This window comes from Pseudomonas sp. On1 (genome assembly GCF_033783325.1).
This window is the reverse complement of record NZ_JAWPOA010000001.1, coordinates 128168-145245: the sequence shown is the minus strand read 5'-3', so window position 1 is coordinate 145245 and position 17078 is coordinate 128168. Positions and strand designations below refer to the sequence as shown.

The 17078-nt window shown below is 55.7% G+C and carries 27 protein-coding genes; 24 read left to right on the top strand and 3 right to left on the bottom strand.

Annotated features, from left to right (window positions below):
- The first annotated feature begins 73 nt into the window (after nt 1-73).
- The 13 genes from R5C80_RS00860 (at nt 74) to R5C80_RS00800 (ending at nt 7565) form a co-directional block, all read left to right on the top strand.
- Nucleotides 74-253 carry a hypothetical protein gene (locus R5C80_RS00860; protein WP_319049701.1) on the top strand — a complete coding sequence of 60 codons (180 nt, stop codon included), beginning with the start codon at nt 74-76 and terminating at the stop codon, nt 251-253.
- Nucleotides 250-690, top strand: a complete 441-nt coding sequence (locus tag R5C80_RS00855) for a DUF6283 family protein (RefSeq protein WP_319049700.1) — start codon at nt 250-252, stop codon at nt 688-690. Before R5C80_RS00860 ends, R5C80_RS00855 begins: the two co-directional genes overlap by 4 nt.
- Nucleotides 691-757: 67 nt before the next feature.
- Nucleotides 758-1471 (top strand): hypothetical protein, encoded by a 714-nt coding sequence (locus R5C80_RS00850; RefSeq protein ID WP_319049699.1) that lies wholly within the window; start codon nt 758-760, stop codon nt 1469-1471.
- Nucleotides 1472-1635: 164 nt separating this feature from the next.
- Nucleotides 1636-2604: a methyltransferase gene (locus tag R5C80_RS00845; RefSeq protein WP_319049698.1), complete on the top strand. Its 969-nt coding sequence runs from the start codon at nt 1636-1638 to the stop codon at nt 2602-2604.
- A 130-nt stretch (nt 2605-2734) separates the two neighbouring features.
- A complete protein-coding gene (locus tag R5C80_RS00840; protein WP_319049697.1) occupies nt 2735-4090 on the top strand; it encodes a hypothetical protein in 1356 nt (451 codons plus the stop codon).
- A 155-nt stretch (nt 4091-4245) separates the two neighbouring features.
- Nucleotides 4246-4596, top strand: coding sequence for a hypothetical protein (locus R5C80_RS00835; RefSeq protein ID WP_319049696.1), 351 nt, complete (start codon nt 4246-4248; stop codon nt 4594-4596).
- Nucleotides 4593-4796 (top strand): hypothetical protein, encoded by a 204-nt coding sequence (locus R5C80_RS00830; protein ID WP_319049695.1) that lies wholly within the window; start codon nt 4593-4595, stop codon nt 4794-4796. The genes R5C80_RS00835 and R5C80_RS00830 overlap by 4 nt, the downstream gene beginning before the upstream one ends.
- 7 nt (nt 4797-4803) lie before the next feature.
- A complete protein-coding gene (locus R5C80_RS00825; RefSeq protein WP_010792748.1) occupies nt 4804-5037 on the top strand; it encodes a hypothetical protein in 234 nt (77 codons plus the stop codon).
- Nucleotides 5038-5115: 78 nt separating this feature from the next.
- Entirely contained in the window at nt 5116-5712 is a 597-nt protein-coding gene (locus R5C80_RS00820; RefSeq protein ID WP_319049694.1) for a hypothetical protein, read from the top strand.
- A complete protein-coding gene (locus R5C80_RS00815; protein ID WP_319049693.1) occupies nt 5709-5948 on the top strand; it encodes a hypothetical protein in 240 nt (79 codons plus the stop codon). The genes R5C80_RS00820 and R5C80_RS00815 overlap by 4 nt, the downstream gene beginning before the upstream one ends.
- Before the next feature lie 65 nt (nt 5949-6013).
- A complete protein-coding gene (locus R5C80_RS00810) occupies nt 6014-6304 on the top strand; it encodes a hypothetical protein (protein WP_319049692.1) in 291 nt (96 codons plus the stop codon).
- Nucleotides 6305-6319: 15 nt separating this feature from the next.
- Nucleotides 6320-6721 (top strand): hypothetical protein, encoded by a 402-nt coding sequence (locus tag R5C80_RS00805; protein ID WP_272837684.1) that lies wholly within the window; start codon nt 6320-6322, stop codon nt 6719-6721.
- Between the two features lie 94 nt (nt 6722-6815).
- Nucleotides 6816-7565, top strand: a complete 750-nt coding sequence (locus R5C80_RS00800) for a hypothetical protein (RefSeq protein WP_319049691.1) — start codon at nt 6816-6818, stop codon at nt 7563-7565.
- A gap of 178 nt (nt 7566-7743) precedes the next feature.
- On the opposite strand, the gene R5C80_RS00795 is transcribed toward R5C80_RS00800, so the two are convergent.
- Nucleotides 7744-7944 carry a hypothetical protein gene (locus R5C80_RS00795; RefSeq protein WP_196251208.1) on the bottom strand — a complete coding sequence of 67 codons (201 nt, stop codon included), beginning with the start codon at nt 7942-7944 and terminating at the stop codon, nt 7744-7746.
- A gap of 303 nt (nt 7945-8247) precedes the next feature.
- Here R5C80_RS00795 and R5C80_RS00790 point away from each other — a divergent pair, with 303 nt between their 5' ends.
- Together R5C80_RS00790 and R5C80_RS00785 are read left to right on the top strand one after the other, a co-directional pair.
- A complete protein-coding gene (locus R5C80_RS00790; protein ID WP_319049690.1) occupies nt 8248-8859 on the top strand; it encodes a hypothetical protein in 612 nt (203 codons plus the stop codon).
- Nucleotides 8860-8931: 72 nt separating this feature from the next.
- Nucleotides 8932-10107: a phosphoadenosine phosphosulfate reductase family protein gene (locus tag R5C80_RS00785; RefSeq protein ID WP_319049689.1), complete on the top strand. Its 1176-nt coding sequence runs from the start codon at nt 8932-8934 to the stop codon at nt 10105-10107.
- Between the two features lie 290 nt (nt 10108-10397).
- Here the strand turns inward: R5C80_RS00785 and R5C80_RS00780 are convergent, their stop codons facing one another.
- Together R5C80_RS00780 and R5C80_RS00775 are read right to left on the bottom strand one after the other, a co-directional pair.
- Nucleotides 10398-10628, bottom strand: a complete 231-nt coding sequence (locus R5C80_RS00780; protein WP_019438026.1) for a hypothetical protein — start codon at nt 10626-10628, stop codon at nt 10398-10400.
- Nucleotides 10629-10709: 81 nt separating this feature from the next.
- Nucleotides 10710-10943 (bottom strand): hypothetical protein, encoded by a 234-nt coding sequence (locus tag R5C80_RS00775; protein WP_272837688.1) that lies wholly within the window; start codon nt 10941-10943, stop codon nt 10710-10712.
- A 665-nt stretch (nt 10944-11608) separates the two neighbouring features.
- Here R5C80_RS00775 and R5C80_RS00770 point away from each other — a divergent pair.
- From R5C80_RS00770 to R5C80_RS00730, 9 genes are all read left to right on the top strand, one after another.
- A complete protein-coding gene (locus tag R5C80_RS00770) occupies nt 11609-12721 on the top strand; it encodes a hypothetical protein (RefSeq protein ID WP_019438024.1) in 1113 nt (370 codons plus the stop codon).
- Nucleotides 12722-12805: 84 nt separating this feature from the next.
- Nucleotides 12806-13402, top strand: coding sequence for a glutathione binding-like protein (locus R5C80_RS00765; RefSeq protein ID WP_272837690.1), 597 nt, complete (start codon nt 12806-12808; stop codon nt 13400-13402).
- Nucleotides 13403-13443: 41 nt separating this feature from the next.
- On the top strand, nt 13444-13698 hold the full coding sequence (locus R5C80_RS00760) for a hypothetical protein (protein WP_272837691.1): 255 nt from the start codon (nt 13444-13446) through the stop codon (nt 13696-13698).
- Nucleotides 13699-13985: 287 nt separating this feature from the next.
- A complete protein-coding gene (locus tag R5C80_RS00755; RefSeq protein ID WP_319049685.1) occupies nt 13986-14615 on the top strand; it encodes a hypothetical protein in 630 nt (209 codons plus the stop codon).
- Nucleotides 14616-14848: 233 nt separating this feature from the next.
- Nucleotides 14849-15130: a hypothetical protein gene (locus tag R5C80_RS00750; protein WP_272837693.1), complete on the top strand. Its 282-nt coding sequence runs from the start codon at nt 14849-14851 to the stop codon at nt 15128-15130.
- 53 nt (nt 15131-15183) lie between these two features.
- Nucleotides 15184-15396 carry a hypothetical protein gene (locus R5C80_RS00745; RefSeq protein ID WP_319049683.1) on the top strand — a complete coding sequence of 71 codons (213 nt, stop codon included), beginning with the start codon at nt 15184-15186 and terminating at the stop codon, nt 15394-15396.
- A 106-nt stretch (nt 15397-15502) separates the two neighbouring features.
- The gene (locus R5C80_RS00740) at nt 15503-16003 is read left to right on the top strand and encodes an Arc family DNA-binding protein (protein ID WP_319049682.1); all 501 of its coding nucleotides are present in this window, start codon (nt 15503-15505) and stop codon (nt 16001-16003) included.
- Nucleotides 16004-16061: 58 nt separating this feature from the next.
- Nucleotides 16062-16727 carry a hypothetical protein gene (locus R5C80_RS00735; RefSeq protein ID WP_282853670.1) on the top strand — a complete coding sequence of 222 codons (666 nt, stop codon included), beginning with the start codon at nt 16062-16064 and terminating at the stop codon, nt 16725-16727.
- 33 nt (nt 16728-16760) lie between these two features.
- Nucleotides 16761-16958 carry a hypothetical protein gene (locus R5C80_RS00730; RefSeq protein ID WP_010794404.1) on the top strand — a complete coding sequence of 66 codons (198 nt, stop codon included), beginning with the start codon at nt 16761-16763 and terminating at the stop codon, nt 16956-16958.
- Nucleotides 16959-17078 lie beyond the last annotated feature (120 nt).

Genomic DNA, 17078 nt, shown 5'->3' with positions numbered 1-17078 from the left:
GACTTTTGTCCGAGCGGATTCTGGCACGCAGCCGTCACCCTGAGACTGGCGACTTTCCAACAGGGAGTCGCCCATGCTTCTACCAATCGCTCTCTTCGCATCCCTCATCTGCGCAGCGCTGGCCATGACTTGGCTGGCCAACACTCTTCCAGTAGCCTTTGCCACTGAAATTCAAGGTGTGGCAGCTATCCTGGCACTGTTCGCGCTTGCCCTCCTGATCACTGCATGCCGTCCGAACCGGTACCTCCAATGACTACCAAGAACAGCAAACCAGAAGTCCTCGATGCTCGCTGGGCTGATTGGAACCACCAGGTGGTCACCATCAAGAGTGGGCGCAAGCATGCCTGCAAGGTCCCTTGCAAAGATTGCCCATGGAGGCGTGATGCCGTCGGAGTCTTCCCGGCCGAGGCATTCCGACTTTCCGCCGCTACCGCCTATGACATGAGCGACCGAACCTTTGGCTGCCATACCACCGGGAAGGAGAAGCCAACTACCTGCGCGGGCTTCCTCCTCAGGGGAGCCGATCACAATCTCTCGGTTCGGTTAAATCTCATCAATGGTGAACTGGACCTGAACCAGGTTTCGGACGGCGGAGTCGAGCTGTTCGACAGCTATGCAGAGATGGCCATCGCCAACGGCGTCGACCCCGAAGATCCGATCTTGAAACCCTGCAGGAACAACTATTCCTGACCGGGGGTTGGCTTCTGGCACACCTGCCTAGCCTTGATCATGGCTCCATCTCATAAGGAGCCATGCGATGAACGTAACCTTCACCTACAGCTACAACCACAGCATCGTGCCCCCTCGCTGCCGGTTGCCTCGTACAGTCCGCGAGCACGACGGACTCATCACCGTCGAAATTCGGGAAATCCCGCCGGAGCAGGCCCCGGTGGCGATCATCAGCCGAAACACGAGCGACCAGGGCCACGATCCGGTGGAATACCGCACTTTCGAGGGTTGCCTCTGGACGAACTGCAAGCTCTTCGCCGGCGCGCGGGACAACAAAGCGGAAGGAGGCCCGAACGCGACCCATCGCATGCCGGAGCCTGAGATCTCTCTGGTGACGGAAAGCGTCACGCTGAGCCATTGGGAACAGGGAATCTACATCGGCGCCTATCAGGGAAAGGCCGGGATTGACGAATATCTGGAGAGGTGGGCACGCGATCGGATCATCATCGATGGCCAACTGTTCCTGCCGGTCGGAGAACCCATGTATGTGGTGATGACCTTCGGCCTGTCAAACAACCACGGCGGTACGTCCCTCCATTGCACGGACTTCTTGAACGCCAACATCAAGTCTTCCTCCTACTTCTCCATTTTGGAGTTCGACCGAGCTCTGGAGTACGCCCGTCAGGTGGCAGCAAACCGCGGCGACACTATCAAATTCTCCGTCGATCCTGGCTTCGAGTTTCAGGTCCTGATTCACAAGGCCGTTCAGTGGAAGAACCCTGGCTTGTCAGTGGCTGCATGACCGCGCCCTGACTCCTCACCCGCCATCACCCGAGCTTCTAACTTGCTCAATAGAGACCTTGTGCTGGCTGGGTGATGGTGGCACGACCTACCTGGTCAGAAAATTCCCTCATCAAATACACACCCAAATCAGACACATACCGTCTGAGCCGATGAGGAGATGAAATGGCTAAGTTATCCAAAGAAGCGGCGAAGCGTCACAAGCAGGCGCTCGACCTGGTTTACTCGGACAAGAGCCTGCGTCTCGACGACCGCTACTTCATCTTGGAACATTTCCATGAGTCCGCGACCAACATGAATGGTCTAGCCGGTGCATTCTTCACGCCAGAGGGACTGGCCAACGATTTCTCCATCGAAGTCCCGGAGTGTGAGTCCTTGATTGACCTTTGCGCAGGCATCGGGAGGCTGGCTTTCGCCTGTCGCGAGCGTGCAAAGCGTATCGTGTGTGTCGAGATCAACCCGGAGTACGCTGAAGTCGGGAAGCGAGTGCTCCCAGAAGCGGAGTGGATCGTTAACGATGTGTTTTCTATCCCGGATATGGGGCGTTTCAGTACAGCGATTTCGAATCCACCCTTTGGATCTGTGAAGACTGGCCAGGCGTTCGACGGTCGCTACACAGGGGCAAGCTTCGAGTACAAGCTGATCGAAGCCGCATCCAAGATCGCTGATCACGGCGTGTTCATCATCCCGCAGACGTCCGCCCCATTCCGCTACTCGGGCCAACGCTCCTATAGCGTCGAGATTACCCGGGAGTGTGAGAAGTTCATGAGTCAGACCGGTATCGTGCTCGACCATAATTGCGGCCTGGACACATCTGCCTACAAGAACGAATGGCACGGCGTTAGTCCGATCTGCGAGATCGTCTTGTGCAACTTCAACCAAGACCCTGCCGAAATCCCAGCAGCTCCGGCAGAGGCAGAGCAGAATTCCGTGTCCAAGTCTGTAGTCGCGCCGCCTGCATTAATTCCGCCACCGGCTCCAGCGCAAAGCGAACCCTCGCTGGCGGCCGTGCCCGATCGTGCCGTAGCGTCAGCACCAACTGCACCGGCCCGAATGAAAGCCTCCAGGAAGCCAGACACAGGTTCTGCCAACCCGCAGTCCTTTGCCCAACTTTCCCTTTTCGATGCAGCGTAGAGGGCATTTTCCGGGCGCTTCTGGCACACCACCTGCGCCTTAAGAATGGTCATCAGTCCCCGGACTTGGCTGGAATGAAAACCAAGCATCCGGACAATCAAGGCAGACCACTCTGGAGAATCAGCCCGTGATGAGCACCACCGTCTACCATGCCCTCGAGCAGATCGCGAATATCCCTGGCACCAACGACAAGTTGGCGCTACTGAAGACCCACGCCGACAGCGAAGCCTTCCAGCGCGTCCTGATCTACATGCTCAACCCATTCATCACTTTTGGCATCCGCCCGGCCCGGGCTAGCCAGTTCGGGGCCGAGGAGTTCAGCCAGGAAACCTGGTCGATGCTCGACCAATTGGCCGCCCGAAGCCTTACCGGACACCGCGCGGAGGAGGCGGTTACTCGGGCATTGACGTCCTTGAACCCAGAGTCCTCTGAATTGCTCTGGCGCATCCTTTCCAAGGACCCGCGCGCCGGCTTCAGCGAAACCAGCGTCAACAAAGTCTGCTCCGGGCTTATTCCTGAGTTCAGCTACATGCGCTGCAGCCTCCCTCACCACACCAATCTTTCGGAGTGGAACTGGGCTGCTGGTATCTACTCGCAGGTCAAAGCCGACGGCATGTTCGTCAACGTGACGATCGAAGCCAATGAGGTCAGCCTCACCTCGCGCGCTGGCACCCTTCTCCCTGCAGCACCGTTCCAAGAACTGCTCGACGGGCTTCGTCAGCTTCCGACCGGGCAAGCGCATGGCGAACTGCTCGTCGAATGCGACGGCAAGATTCTCCCCCGTGAGGTCGGCAACGGCATGCTGAACTCGGTAGTCCAGGGCGGCCAGTTCGACCTTGGCTGCCGGCCGATCATCAAATTGTGGGATCAGATCCCGCTGGCCTCGGTCAAGAAAGGTGGGCGCTGCGACACCCCATACAAGGACCGCTTCGGTCAGCTGACCGATCTCGTAACGGCGCTCGCCCACTCGGCGATCTCGATGATCGAGACGCGCATCGTGTACTCCTTTAAGGAGGCCATTGACCACTATGTGGAGCAGCTTGAACTTGGACTGGAAGGCACGATTATCAAAAAGCCGGAGGCTATCTGGTTTGACGGTACCAGCAAGGATCAGGTCAAGCTGAAGCTCGAAGCCCCTTGCGAGCTTGAAGTGGTTGATTTCCTTCCTGGTAAAGGAGCAAACGCAAAGACCTTCGGGTCACTGCTCTGCAAGAGCGCCTGTGGCCAGTTGGTTGTAGGAGTAAGCGGCTTCAAGAAGAAGAAGCGAGAGGAGATCCATCTCAACCGGGAGACGTGGCGCGGGATGATCATCACCGTACGGTCCAACCAGATCATGCGTCCGAAGAAGCCAGGCAAACCCTACAGCCTCTTCCTCCCCCGATTCGTTGAAGAGCGCTTGGACAAGTCGGTGGCGGATGACCTGGCGCGGATCGAGGAGCAGTTCGAAAACGCTATCCGCATGGCTGCCCTGGGCTTGGCTGCCTAATCTCAGATACGAAAGGGGCCGCCATTTGGCGGCCCTGACCAAGCTCGGCTCTGAAAAAACGGACTACTCGGTCTCGAGGGCCTGGATCTCCAGCAGCAGGCAATTTCCATTGAATAACGACTGGCCGCGATCCAGTCCGTAACGGAGTAAACACAATGCCGACCAAAACGTCTGGCTCGGAACTCAAGGCCTTCTACAACGACGACGGGTTTTGGAATCCGAATGGTGAAGATGATGTCTGGCATGAAGAGCTTGAGCTTGAAGTTAACGGCCAGGTCATGGATGACTCATTCTCCATCGACGAAAACCTCAAGCCAGAAGACCAGGTTCGAATTATGGCTGGGTGGGTGCAGTCCAATGACGGTTCTGTCGACGTTTCCTTCGAAACCTACTTCAAGCGCTGGAAGAAGAAACAAGACACGGTTTTCCTCTCGGTCCAGGCACCGAAGGACAAGCTGGATGCCATCAAGGAGGCGATCATCGCCGCCGGCGGAAAAGTAGCATGAGCCCCTCAATAGAGGGGTTCGCCAAAGTCCCGCAGTGGCTTCTAGATGAGGGATTCTGCAGGGATGAGGTGGCCACCGCTGAGCAGGTCCAGGCAGTAGCCCAGAAACTTGAGGGCGAAGGGAACCGTCTCATCAGCCTTGCAGAAGACATACGTATCCAGTTGTCCGCGACACGCCCAGCGGACATAACGTCATGGTGAGGTGAGCATGTCCTGGGCAGATCGAGCGGCACCGATAGTGGCAGAAGTCATCAACCGCGTCGGACGGAAAGACATGACTGCATTGCGCAAGGCTCTCGCCGAGGCATACCCCTGGGGAAACCGCGCAAACAGGCCTTACAAAGCGTGGCTCTCTGAGGTCAAGCGCCAGCTCGGGCACCCGCTTAACGCCCCCAGGACTGACCTCAACAACCGGCAAATCGATTTCTTGCAAGATCAGTGATCATTCTCTCCCGCGCCGGTTCTGGCACACCGTCAGCCCCCTGAAGATCTCCTCAGTCCACGCAACTGAGGAAGTCACATGAACTACACATCCGTCAGCGCCGGCCTCGGCTTTATGCGTGCCGCTTTCAACGGTATAGGCAAATCGGTCGGTGATCGGGAGCGCTCCAAACTTCTCCATGAAGCGATGGAAATCGCGATCAAGGGCAAGATGGCCTTTGATCTGGATGACGTTGAGCCGATGAAACGTTTGCAGATGACCACTTCGGTCGGCGTTTTCCGCCCCTTCTCGGACCACAACTACTTCACCGCATGCTTGGCAGGGGGAACGTTTTGCCGGCTGTGGGAAAAGGCCTTTGACTTCAAACCCTTCAAAGCCCCGCTGGTTGCGATATCGACCTCCGAAGTCCTGAAAGACAATCGGGTCGCACCAGGTGTCGCACTGTTGGTGCCCGGCGATGACACCGACCTGATGATGCCTCGATTCCAGGACCTGCAGGTGTGGTGGTGCACCAGTCTCAGTACCAGCAAAGACACGATTACCCTCAGTCGTTATCGCCTGACAGAGGACCGTCGTTACCCGTTCTCCCGTGAGGGGCATCCGGCAAACCTCAAGCGCCTGACCCGGGCAACCTGGAAGGACTTCGTCTGCGGCGCAAATGGTGCTGAGCGATGATCCCGCTCTACCCAGCGCTCGACCTGCCCGCTCTTGATGTAGCTTGTTTGCGCCGGGGGCTGGCCGTGCAAACCCGGATTTTCTTCGCCGACAGCATTCCTGGGAACAAGGCAAGGGTCATTCGCTTCTGGGATACCCCAAAGGGCGTCTTTGTCCGCTGTAACTACGGCAAGAACCAGGGTGGGCAGTCGTTGCTTAAGACCATGCCAGCCAACGTGCTGGCCCTGGCCGATTAGCTCACGGCTTCCGGAACGCGCTCGGTCTCTCGAGCTTAGACCTGATCAAGTACGAGGACGTTCGAATGATTTCTACGACTCCGCCCAAATCCCAGCTCGAAGAGCTGATCGGCGATTCCCAGAACCTCACTGTAGGCCGGCGTGAATTTGCTGTTTCAAACATCCGCCGCGAGGGAGATCTTGGTCTGTTTGCCACGTTCAAAACCAAACGCGCGGAGTTCATTGCGATGAACATTCCCGCCCGTGTCATCGGGCGTCCCAACGCCGAAGCCTGGAGTGTGCTGTCCCTTCGTAACCGAGGGAGCAAGATTGTTGACTTCGCGATCGATCAGGGCCGCGTCCTGGTACTGGTGTGACAAGAGGAAATGCTCATGCTGACCATCTTCATGGCGTCTGCATCGCTGGCTTGTTGGGTATGCACCGAACGAACGGCTCAGCGAGGATTCGGATTCAACCCTGCCAAAGGTCTGGCAAAGCTGATCGACAACGTGCCTCATCTACTTGCGTTCGTCGCCTCGGCCGGCCTGGTAGCTCAAAGCCCCATCCTCGGTGTTGTGTTGTTGGCCATGCACAACGTGGTTTTGTTACTGCTGGCTCTGATGGTAAGAGCCGACACCTTGGATGCCCGATCCCCACGGCTTCGAAAGCGCAGTGATGCGTTGGCAACAATGGACGGCCGCCGTATCTGGAGGCTTACCTCCATGTACACCACGATCCTCATGATTGTTCTTGGAGTGCCGGCGTTCTCGCTGCTGCTGCACCTGCTGAACTGAGCCGACGATGGCCCACGAAATATAGGCCACCCACTTGGCTGGTGACACACACCGTCCAGCCTCACCATGGGACATCGATTGAAGGAGTCACCTCATGAGTACCAAGATCAATCACGGCCGGATCAAACGCCGCGCAACTCTGGAGCAGGCACTTGCCGAGCTTGTACGGATACGCCCTGCTTTCATCCAGGAAGCTCGCAAGGCGGTGGCTACCGTCATTGCTCGAAAGCTCGCCTTCGGCCGGGACCTGGCGGAGAACTACTGCTTTGTCGATGAGGACCGCAATCGCTGGTCCCGAAACCATGTGTTAGGCCAGATCGAGGACGCCTACCGTAATCAGGACAATACGATCAAAACCATGAATTGGGACTTCATAGGTTCGGTATCGGTTTTGCCGTATCGCGGTGATGTCCTGATGCTGACGTATTGGCGCAACCATGCGCCGTTCGCTCGACTGATTGAAGACGCGGGATTCGCTGACTACCACTACCAGAACTCAACCGACAGGCCTGACACAATCAGCGAAGCTGAGTGGGACACCAGGAGAGATGCGTGGGATGAGGCACTACCCACCGGCAGGGCAGTCGATGTCGCTTTCGAATTCCAGCTGGTGGATTGGTACGACATCCTTTCCGCAAGATATGACGCCGATCTGATCCGAGCCTGCGCTCCCAACGAGAAGGCCCGCAGGGAGCGAGTCGCTTACCACCTCACGGAAATCGAAGAGTTCCACGGATGTGATACGACACAAGGCGCAATGCGCATTGTTCGGAAGGTTCGGGAGCTCTATCCACTGCGTGTGCCGTCGATTCATCTCTGCGAAAAACCTTTGCAGGATGTGTGAAGCACTCCCACCCTGCATGGGCGTAGTTGCATTCTCGCTACACCTTCTGTGCTGAGCCGAAGATAGCCAACGAAACCTTCAAGGTATTTGGCGGGTAGCGCATGCTTCTTGAAATACAGACTTGGAGATTGTGTTCAGCAGTTCGACAGGATTGCTGAATATCACTCCTTTTGCTTGATCAAGAACCGTTGAAGGCTCTACCCAGAGCGATCCCAATGAGAAATATAAAAAAATGGCTAGTGATCAAAAAAATCAGCTTATGAATTTTTCGCCTTACTACTATTTCCTTAGCTATAACCTCTTCAAAAGTAGGGTACGGTTTTGAATGCCCCATAGCGCCTCCATCCAGGTCAAGAAGTGAGATTTTTTTGGCTTCCATGCTTACATAGCGGACCAAAATCCAATTTCTGTGGCTACCACGCCATAGAAAACGTAACAAACCAAAGCCAAGGCGGGCAGCGACAAAATCACAATAATGAAAAGCTCGATCTTAGATGGTTTCATAAGCTTATACTTCTCAAAAGACAATTTCAGGTTTACACACTATATACCAAAAATCAGAAGTGTCGCACAAAGCACGCGCTTGAAGTTCTGTGCAATATATTTCGAGCAAGTGATCCCGCCGCTTCTGGCACATAAGGCTATGGCAGATCCTATTGGCCCTAACCAATAGGACTAGACCATGCCCTTCTACAGAATTTCCAGCTCCAGCGAACCACTATCTATCCCGCCTCTAATCACTGATTCGATGGATTTCCGCGCCTACTGGAAGGCCAACGAAGATATTCTGATTGCCCACCCCGGGCGCGGGCTCATTCTGCGCTGCCCAGAAAGCCCGCACTTCAGAGAGGTCAACTTTATGGTTGGGGGTGATGTCTGCTCGGCACCACTCCATGAAGATGGTCTGATCGACGTTGATGAGATTGGATGTCTTGATCCCAGATGTTGGGACTTTGAAGGGGAGGACTGGGTAGTTCGGCAGTTGAACAAACCTGAGATCATCGACATTCGCCTAAGACCCTACGGGAAGGTCAGCGACCTGTACTTCGAACATGAAGACTTCGAGATCCGCGACCCAACGCTCAGCGAGTGTGGGCGCTTTAAAGTTGAACCCAGGCATTACGGGTTCATGAAGATTTCGCCCGACGATACGCTTTGGTATCGGACTGCTCCACAAGGCAGCCTTGTGGTGACTCCCACGCAAGTAGTTCTCATGGATGGATCGGGACAGATTCTTGCTGCGAGGGACATCGACGCGATCCCGGTACCTGGCGAGGAAGAAACACCAGTCTGACCCTGGCCTGCTTCTGGCACACTTCCATCGCCTTGATCCTGTTACCAATACTTTCATAACAGGATCAACGAAATGTCCTTCCAGCGCCGCTTCATCAGCACCACCCCTGACATCGACAGATTGCTGGCAGCTAATGCTGCAGTTGCTGTCGGCGTCAGCGGGGGCCAGGACAGCCAAGCTTGCCAACTGGCCGTGCACGAACATCTCAATTCGATCGGCCATACCGGTCCCCGCATTGCAGTGCATGCTGACCTGGGCCGTGTTGAATGGGATCAGAGCCTTTCGAAGTGCCAGGAAATGGCAGACTTCCTGGGATGGGAGCTGCTAGTCGTGCGTACCGGCAACGGCGACATGATGGATCGCTGGTTGACCCGCTTTGAGAACAACGTGAAGCGCTACATCGACCTCGAGTGCGTCCAGTTGATCCTGCCCTGGTCTACCGCCTCGATGCGTTTTTGCACCTCCGAAAAGAAAGCAAAACCGATTGCGAGCGCCCTCAAGAAGCGATTTCCCGGCCAGGACGTTATCAACGTGGTGGGTGTGCGACGGGAAGAGAGCGCGAACCGGGCAAAGCAACCTGTAAGCAAACCGGATAGCACTCTGGTCACCCGGGGTATGGAGGGAGCGACCTGGAACGCGATCATTGATATGAAACGGGAAGAGGTGATCGACTTCATCGAGTCGTACGGACTTTCCAGGCACGTCGGCTACACCACCTACAACATGACTAGGATTAGCTGCGCATTTTGCGTGCTTGCTTCTGCAGGGGACCTGTTGTCGTCGTCTGGGTATGAAGGGAACCACGACATTTACAGAGAAATGGTCGGGCTCGAAATCGCATCAACCTTCTCGTTCCAATCTGGGAAATGGCTGGGAGACGTGAGGCCTGATCTTTTGACGCCAGACATGCGCCTGGCTCTGGAGGATGCAAAGCGTAAAGCCGTCACCCGCCAGAATGCTGAAGCTCGCCTTCCGAAGCACTTGCTGTATGTGAAGGGGTGGCCTGTTGCGGTACCTACCCACGGGGAGGCCGAGCTGCTCGCCGAGGTGCGATGCACTGTTGCCGATGAACTTGGGTTGACCATCAACTATCGAGATGCACAAAGCATCATCGTCCGGTATGAGGAGCTTATGGGCGAGGCCGCGGCGAAAGGTAAGGGACTCCCCCCTAGCTTCGAGCAGCAAGCCTCAGGCTTGTTGATTCCTGTTCAGCAGATCGATGCTCAAAAGCATGCCTGGCCTTTCTGAGGTCTGGCCTTGGCTATTACGAATGTTTGGCTACATCGCTGACTGTGAGATTTAGAACAGCCAATCAAGGGTTGTGTCGCGTGGATCGCGGGGACGTTCAGGCGTGCTTGTGCGCTCAAGCTCCTCGCGGCAAGGGGCACACAATATGTAGCAAACACCGGCAGACGTATAGCTGCGAGCTGTTGGCTGTTCTCTGCTGCAGCGATCGCAGGTGAGAACAATCGGTTTCACCGTTATCATCGATATTTTTCCGAGATCAATTGCTTGATAGGTCGGCAACTTACAGTGCATCACGCCTCATTGTGTAATTTTTCCAAAACGTCCTTCGCATCACGCAACTGGTTAAGCATCGCCAGGAAGCCACACAGACTAATCAGCGCTACCACTTTGAGAACGCCGCCGGCATCCGTGCACCAGGCAGCGACTGTTGAAACCAAAGTGGACAACAGTGCCATCCCAGCGACAAATTTTGTCACCCGACAAACGCTGTCCAATTGCTCTATACGATCATGATTATTCATACCTTGTCCTGGCCTAAAACGAGCGAAATCTAGGGTACGGCTTTCTTACCCGAAAGTTACAGGTTCTTATATGGATAAATATTAGTTGAGGACCTTTCCTGCAAACCATCCGATGCCGATACCCAATGAACCAATCCATATCCCGGCTTCGGTGGTATATGGCCTGCCAATATCACTCCAAGCCAGAAGGTTGAGTATGACTCCGAAACTGATCATTGCAATCACGATTACGAGCACGACATTTTTGATGTTGCGCTCCTTTCGATAATCATCTGCCGATTTAGGTGTTGAACGGTTAAACGGTTGAGTTTCCATTTTCGCTTTCCTAGTCATTCGTGCTGCTGGTCGGCACCTAGTTTCCGAGTGAATAATTCTAATTCTGCCCATCACAGATAAACGAAGCGTCGAGCTTGTTTGCGCCTACTGCATGACGCGCTTGGCATTTTCCTACCTACTTCGACTTCGTCTTTATGGACTGAGAATCCAGCTTCGTGGCTATGTGTGATGATAGACCCGGACTAGGGCATCTTGTATCACAACATCGGGAGCCGCCTCGATGAGTTTAACGCCGCAAGCACCAGGGTCAACCGAATCTGGTTGCATCGGATCACCCTCTGCTTTTGTGCCAGCATCACTCAGGGTAACCGCGACGGGAGAATCTTGGCTCTGAGATATTGGTGCGATAACCATATCCCACCCCCACAATGTAGATACATGGTAGATACTAGGCGCACCTTATCAAGCGAAGTGTAGGGCCAACCTCGCGCAGTCGAGCTTTTCGAGCGCCGATCCTCATGGTCGTATTCTCGATCTTCGTCTACAAAGTCAAGTGCGGCGTGGGCGCCCCGCAGAGCTACAAGCTCGGATAGTGATTGACAATCGAGATTCGCGAACGGGAATTCCAGCCTTCGGCTTTGGTTTTGGCCTTTAGGTGTTGAATGGCAGGATCGCTACGCTTATGGCACAGGCCGTAAGCACGCATGCTGAATGCGATCAATTACTACGGCCACAACATGAAAAGCACCATCGCCATTCTCCTAGCCAGCATTTCCATCAACTTGGCTGCCTCGCCCGCTCCGGTACCGGCGGACGACCCGCGCCTTCAGCCTGCAGCAGTGACGTTCCTCAAACCGTCTGAGGATGGCGGATTCCCTGAAATCTACATCGACGGCTATATCCATCAGCCAACGGTGGAAGCATTCAAGGGCGTCGGCAATCTCAATGGGGCAGGCCTGGGAATGGTCTACTTCAACTCGCTTGGCGGGGACCTGGTTGCAGCAATTGAACTCGGCCAACTCATTCGAGAACGAGGCTTTTCAACGAGAGTAGGTCGACGAGGCGCTGCGGGCACTCCACAACCTGGTCGCTGTGAGAGCGGTTGCCCATTTGCATTCGCTGGGGGGCACTTTCGTTTCCTGGATGAGGATTCGAAGATGGGCGTACACCGTTTCTATCGGGCTGCCGGCCAGCAAGCAAACGACCTGTCATTGGCGCAGGTCGCGTCGACACTGATCGCAACTCACCTCAGCGCAATGGGAGTTAGCCTGAGTCTAATGGACCGTATGGTCTCGGCTGGCAGTGAGAGCATGCGGTATCTGACTCCGCAGGAGGCTTATGACCTGGGCCTGATCAATGCGGGTGAACTGCCGGCGCGGTGGGGTATCGAAGAGGTCCAGGGAGCCATCGTACTGGTGGGGACTCAGGAGAAGGTGCAGGGTACAGGTAAGATCGCCTTGGCCTGCAGTCAAGATGACAGCGTCGAACTAGCTGCCCTTTTCAAGTCCTGGTACTCCCCTTCGCTGCTCCGGAGAATGGATACCATCACACTCACTGTCGATGGGGCTCCGACCGGCCAAGCCTTGGCCGAATTGAATCCTGAGCTTAGAAACGGATTCCTGACATTCACAACAGAACTTTCCGCAGAGCAATTGAACGCAATTTCGCGAGCCAGGACTGTTGGGTTCCGGTACGGCAAATCCAGGACTGATCTTCGGGCTGGATTCGACGTTGAGGTGGATGGCGCATCGTCCATGATCGGTAGCTTTATCCAGCTTTGCCAAGGGAAACGGCCAAGACTGGCTGCCCGCCAATGATCAAAATTTTTTCGTAGATGGTTCTGGCACACACCAACCAAGCTGAACATTCCCCCATCGCAAACAACACCTCGGGGAAAAGCCATGAGCAAACTGAACACCCTAACTTTCTTCTCCAACAGCACCTGCTACCTCTCCCATATCGTTCGCCTGGTGCTGGCAGAGAAGGCAATCGACGCGCGCATCTTAGATGTCGCAGTACCGGCCAATGCACGATTGATGGCTCAATTCGGTTCCACTATGCAGGCTCCAGCACTGGCTGAACGCGACCTCGCACTTCATGATGTGGACATGGTTGTCGAGTATCTGGAGGAACGCCACCCGCATCCGGCGCTCTTACCCAGCACCACCGTTGCCCGCGCCCATACCCGTATGCTGGCTCGCCGTATCCACCGGGAACTCTATCCGCTCTTGGATAAAGCCCAAGATGGTTGTTCCGATTCGCGCAAGGAACTGGCAAGCACTCTGCTGGCGTTGGCACCGCTCTTTGAGCAGAAGAAATACTTCATGAGCGACGAACTTTCGGTCGCTGATTGCACCCTTGCCCCTCTCCTTTGGCGGGTAAAGTCCCTTGGGATAAACCTGACCAAGATTCGCGGAATCTCCGAATATTGCCAGCGCATATTCAACCGCCCTGGCTTCATCGCCAGCCTTTCCGAGCAAGAGCAAAAGCTGGCTTAAGTCCTATGCGGCCTCTCTGAGGCCGCACTACTGGTGCTGCCATGAAATTCTGCAAGAAGCTACACCTTGCTCTCGACAATGCTGCTCACGCCGTTGCTGTAGCACCCGAGGTCCATTGCCACTACGAAGACCCGCCCCAGACCTTGTGTGACAACATTCGCTACTGGATTTTGGCTTTCATAGACGGTCTGATCGGCGATCTGCCGCTGCGCACCCTTCGATGCAAATTCATGGCGCTGAAGCAAAAGGCGGCAGCCAAACTCCGCGTCCTCCTACACCAGGTCCTTCAGAAGTGACCAAGCCGGTTCAATGGACCGGCTTGTGGGAGGTTGAACCAATTCTCGACTCCGCGTTGTTGGCCTGGCGGCTCCCGATCCATTCCGGCCCCTGCTTTGGGGCTTGAATTAGAACCTGCCGTTCACGTCCCCTTTTGGGACTAGAACATCCCTCGCTCTGCTCACGTGCAATCTTCAACCGCCTGCCTCGGTGGACAGGGGTTGGAATATCGGGCCATTACAGTGCTTCTGGCACACTCAACCGGCGGGGAAGATGGTTCCAATTACACACCACGGGGAACCAGAAGATGAACGTACCTGAACCTATCACCGAGAAGGAAGCGGACATGATCGGCCTGTCCAGCATGCAGGCCACCTACGCAGCCTTGGAAGCAATCTGCGGCGACCATTTCCACGACAGCTATGAGAAAGCGCGCATCGTCTTCAACAAAGACGGCCGGTTTACTACGGTCATGCGGGATGGCCAGTGCGTTGCGCACATGGCAGGCCGCTTTTCGAAGCAGGAGCTTCGTGACGCACTCAAGGGCAACATCAAGGATCATGGGCGCTATGTTGCCGGCAAGATCAAATCGATCCTGGAACAGAAGCTTGCCCTGCCTGATACCTACCTGTTCCGAATGGACATCGAGGACGATCTCCGCTGGGTAGATTCGATCCGGAGCCGCCAATTCTCCGCCTGGGTGGTTCCAAAGGTTCCGGACAATGACGATCCCAAGCAAGTGCGAGCTGAGTTTCGATTCTGGATCGCTGAAGCTCGCGCAATCATCTTCGCCGACAAGGGCAAGGCCTGGGCCTGGCAACACAAGGCCATCGTAACCGACGGCCTGCAGCATCCGAAGGCGGACACGCACGAGGAGCTGGCCCACCTTGTCGCAGATACTTTCAACAAGGCCGTGGTGCACGCCGGCTGGGACTAACTCTGCCGTGTTGGCATGCATTTGGGCAGCAAGCGCTTGCTGTTGCCCCCTGCATTTTCCCCTCCCCAAATGGCCGGGTTCTGCACCAAACCTGGCCAACTCTCCTCAATCACACCCTTGATTTTCATCGGGATGAGGGCCGCCTTGAATTTCAGCACCCTCACTTCACTTGAATCCCTTCCCACGATCGGAACACTGGCCACCGCCAGTACGTACTGTCATCCGGAGCTTCAATGCCTTCCACACAACTCGAAGCCTATGTGGCACAGCATGGTTCATCCCTGGACTTCGCCGGCGAACGCATCCAGGTTCGCAATTTCATCCAGCGGACAGCCGAGTCCGTTACCGCCGAGTTCCTGGGTAGCCGAAACCTCTACCTAGGTCGTTGCGACAGGCTGGATGACGATGCCAGTAGCTCGAGTCATTCCGAAGTTTGGGAGCTAATCCGGATTTCCGGTCGAGGTAACGTCGCCGGAAGGCTCATGGTGGAGAACCAGACGATCACTCAACTTTGAGTCTCGGCTCAGTCGCCTGGATTCTGGCACGCCCTGCCGCGCTTGAATTCGACATGCTTGCCAAGCACGGCGACGATAATGCTTGGCTGGTATGTGCGGTGTACCAGGACGGAATGTACCTCTACATCGAAGACCTGCCTGAGACCGTCCCGCAAGCTCTGCGCGACATCCGCCACTGGCTCAATACGCATTCACGTCTCGGATGGGTGCGCCTGGACGAGCAGTTCGATACCGTGGAAGGACTCGCCATTTACGACCAGAGCTAGGTTCAGCCTGGATTACAGCTCCGATGTTTGGCGGGCACTCCGCCAGCTCGACCGGCACAATGCGTACCACGGCCACTCTTGGCCGTGGTACCACAGAAGTAGGAGTATGGACGAAGCGATGAAGAACAAGGACAGCAACTCCCGTACCGCCCCCAAAGTCATGGTCCGCCTCAACAGCCAGTGCCATGAAGGCCTCACCGACCTCGCCCTACAGCATGGGAGGAGCATGAATGCAGAATGCGTCATGGGCCTCATCTCTTGGCTTGACCACCAGAAACGCTGCGCATTGATCCGCAAGATGCTGATCTCTCAACTTGATGAAGCGGACGTCGCGGTGCTTCTGGCAAAACTGCCTGTCGTCACCGAAGAGCCCGGCCTGGCTTCGGACAAGATTTCGACCATGCTGCGCTACACCCCTTACATTCGGGACCGAATAGCAGAGCAAGCCAAAACCCATGAGGTGAGTGTCCACAGCATGCTGCTCACAGCCTTGGCGTGGTGGGTGAATGTCTCGCGCCAGGTGAACGCATTGCTTGAAGCGATCGTAGACCAAGGAGGAGTACTCCAAGCTCAACTGCTCGATCAACCAGCTCGATCCGCTGCCTAGGTTCTGCCACGCCTGACCTCATGGGGTAATGGCTCCAGTCACTCACTGGAGCCACCGCATGTCATCTTCCCGCTCGATCTGCCCCCGCACTCAAAGCGCCGCTCTTGCCCTCCGTCGAAACTTCGTTGTTGGCCCTTCCTATGACCAGCCAATTGTCGAGATCAACACGATCCCAGCGCGGGTAATCGATATCGCTGCACGGCAGAAATCCTCCGGTTTCGTTTGGATGGACTACGGCCAAGAGGTGCTTCAGGTCGCAACCTATGACGGCAACGGACTGGTTTGCTTGGGCACTGATATCGCTGGACCGAAAGCATCACCGGAGTCGCTGCTGGTCTACGCAGAAAGCATCTACCCAACTATGCGCGTAACGAGCACTCCTGCAGTGCCTGTAGCCGGCATCGCTTCGTTCTACCGACCTGACCCTGCTTTTCGAGGTCCGGTAGTTCCTCTTGAGGTGAGCGATGACCGAATGGAAGCGCTGCTGCTCAGCAACAAGATGATTTTCTCCTATCAAAACTCTGACCACTTGTCGTCCAGCGAACTCGTTGACCAAACGTTGCACCTCCTCAAAACCAAGCCAGAGGGATGTGGCGGATGGGAAGCCCGGGTGGCGGCTCGAATCCAGGCGCTAGGTGATGCTTTGCGCTTCTACGAAGGAACGGTCAGGCAGGGGGTGAAAAATGTTGACGAAAGTGCTCCTGGCACACCGGCAGCGGCTTAAGAATTTCGACAAATCCTACAGAGGTACTACCCCATGATTCTGCGCGTTCTCGCTGTCATCGCTTTTGTCCTACTCGCTTCCGGCCTTCAATTCTTCGTTGTGGAGTACGGACACTGGGCAGAGTCCAACATTATCGTCGGCATCTCCGTTGCTGCCCTGATCTGCGCGTTCTTCGCCGGAGGACTGTCTGCCTTGGATGATCAGGCCGCGCGCAAGCGCAAGAAAGGGTAAGCGGCCAAGTGTAAGTGGGGCGTTAGCCCCCACTTCCCTTCGGGGACACGAATGCCGAGTACCACTCCTCGCTTCTGCCACTCCCAAATCAATCGGATCATGGCTAGACCAAACAGGAGC

What these genes read in the sequence shown, in the direction of transcription:
- R5C80_RS00860 (WP_319049701.1), top strand. Translation starts at nt 74, where the DNA reads ATGCTTCTACCAATCGCTCTCTTCGCATCCCTCATCTGCGCAGCGCTG.
- R5C80_RS00855 (WP_319049700.1), top strand. Translation starts at nt 250, where the DNA reads ATGACTACCAAGAACAGCAAACCAGAAGTCCTCGATGCTCGCTGGGCT.
- R5C80_RS00850 (WP_319049699.1), top strand. Translation starts at nt 758, where the DNA reads ATGAACGTAACCTTCACCTACAGCTACAACCACAGCATCGTGCCCCCT.
- R5C80_RS00845 (WP_319049698.1), top strand. Translation starts at nt 1,636, where the DNA reads ATGGCTAAGTTATCCAAAGAAGCGGCGAAGCGTCACAAGCAGGCGCTC.
- R5C80_RS00840 (WP_319049697.1), top strand. Translation starts at nt 2,735, where the DNA reads ATGAGCACCACCGTCTACCATGCCCTCGAGCAGATCGCGAATATCCCT.
- R5C80_RS00835 (WP_319049696.1), top strand. Translation starts at nt 4,246, where the DNA reads ATGCCGACCAAAACGTCTGGCTCGGAACTCAAGGCCTTCTACAACGAC.
- R5C80_RS00830 (WP_319049695.1), top strand. Translation starts at nt 4,593, where the DNA reads ATGAGCCCCTCAATAGAGGGGTTCGCCAAAGTCCCGCAGTGGCTTCTA.
- R5C80_RS00825 (WP_010792748.1), top strand. Translation starts at nt 4,804, where the DNA reads ATGTCCTGGGCAGATCGAGCGGCACCGATAGTGGCAGAAGTCATCAAC.
- R5C80_RS00820 (WP_319049694.1), top strand. Translation starts at nt 5,116, where the DNA reads ATGAACTACACATCCGTCAGCGCCGGCCTCGGCTTTATGCGTGCCGCT.
- R5C80_RS00815 (WP_319049693.1), top strand. Translation starts at nt 5,709, where the DNA reads ATGATCCCGCTCTACCCAGCGCTCGACCTGCCCGCTCTTGATGTAGCT.
- R5C80_RS00810 (WP_319049692.1), top strand. Translation starts at nt 6,014, where the DNA reads ATGATTTCTACGACTCCGCCCAAATCCCAGCTCGAAGAGCTGATCGGC.
- R5C80_RS00805 (WP_272837684.1), top strand. Translation starts at nt 6,320, where the DNA reads ATGCTGACCATCTTCATGGCGTCTGCATCGCTGGCTTGTTGGGTATGC.
- R5C80_RS00800 (WP_319049691.1), top strand. Translation starts at nt 6,816, where the DNA reads ATGAGTACCAAGATCAATCACGGCCGGATCAAACGCCGCGCAACTCTG.
- R5C80_RS00795 (WP_196251208.1), bottom strand. Translation starts at nt 7,944, where the DNA reads ATGGAAGCCAAAAAAATCTCACTTCTTGACCTGGATGGAGGCGCTATG.
- R5C80_RS00790 (WP_319049690.1), top strand. Translation starts at nt 8,248, where the DNA reads ATGCCCTTCTACAGAATTTCCAGCTCCAGCGAACCACTATCTATCCCG.
- R5C80_RS00785 (WP_319049689.1), top strand. Translation starts at nt 8,932, where the DNA reads ATGTCCTTCCAGCGCCGCTTCATCAGCACCACCCCTGACATCGACAGA.
- R5C80_RS00780 (WP_019438026.1), bottom strand. Translation starts at nt 10,628, where the DNA reads ATGAATAATCATGATCGTATAGAGCAATTGGACAGCGTTTGTCGGGTG.
- R5C80_RS00775 (WP_272837688.1), bottom strand. Translation starts at nt 10,943, where the DNA reads ATGGAAACTCAACCGTTTAACCGTTCAACACCTAAATCGGCAGATGAT.
- R5C80_RS00770 (WP_019438024.1), top strand. Translation starts at nt 11,609, where the DNA reads ATGCTGAATGCGATCAATTACTACGGCCACAACATGAAAAGCACCATC.
- R5C80_RS00765 (WP_272837690.1), top strand. Translation starts at nt 12,806, where the DNA reads ATGAGCAAACTGAACACCCTAACTTTCTTCTCCAACAGCACCTGCTAC.
- R5C80_RS00760 (WP_272837691.1), top strand. Translation starts at nt 13,444, where the DNA reads ATGAAATTCTGCAAGAAGCTACACCTTGCTCTCGACAATGCTGCTCAC.
- R5C80_RS00755 (WP_319049685.1), top strand. Translation starts at nt 13,986, where the DNA reads ATGAACGTACCTGAACCTATCACCGAGAAGGAAGCGGACATGATCGGC.
- R5C80_RS00750 (WP_272837693.1), top strand. Translation starts at nt 14,849, where the DNA reads ATGCCTTCCACACAACTCGAAGCCTATGTGGCACAGCATGGTTCATCC.
- R5C80_RS00745 (WP_319049683.1), top strand. Translation starts at nt 15,184, where the DNA reads ATGCTTGCCAAGCACGGCGACGATAATGCTTGGCTGGTATGTGCGGTG.
- R5C80_RS00740 (WP_319049682.1), top strand. Translation starts at nt 15,503, where the DNA reads ATGGACGAAGCGATGAAGAACAAGGACAGCAACTCCCGTACCGCCCCC.
- R5C80_RS00735 (WP_282853670.1), top strand. Translation starts at nt 16,062, where the DNA reads ATGTCATCTTCCCGCTCGATCTGCCCCCGCACTCAAAGCGCCGCTCTT.
- R5C80_RS00730 (WP_010794404.1), top strand. Translation starts at nt 16,761, where the DNA reads ATGATTCTGCGCGTTCTCGCTGTCATCGCTTTTGTCCTACTCGCTTCC.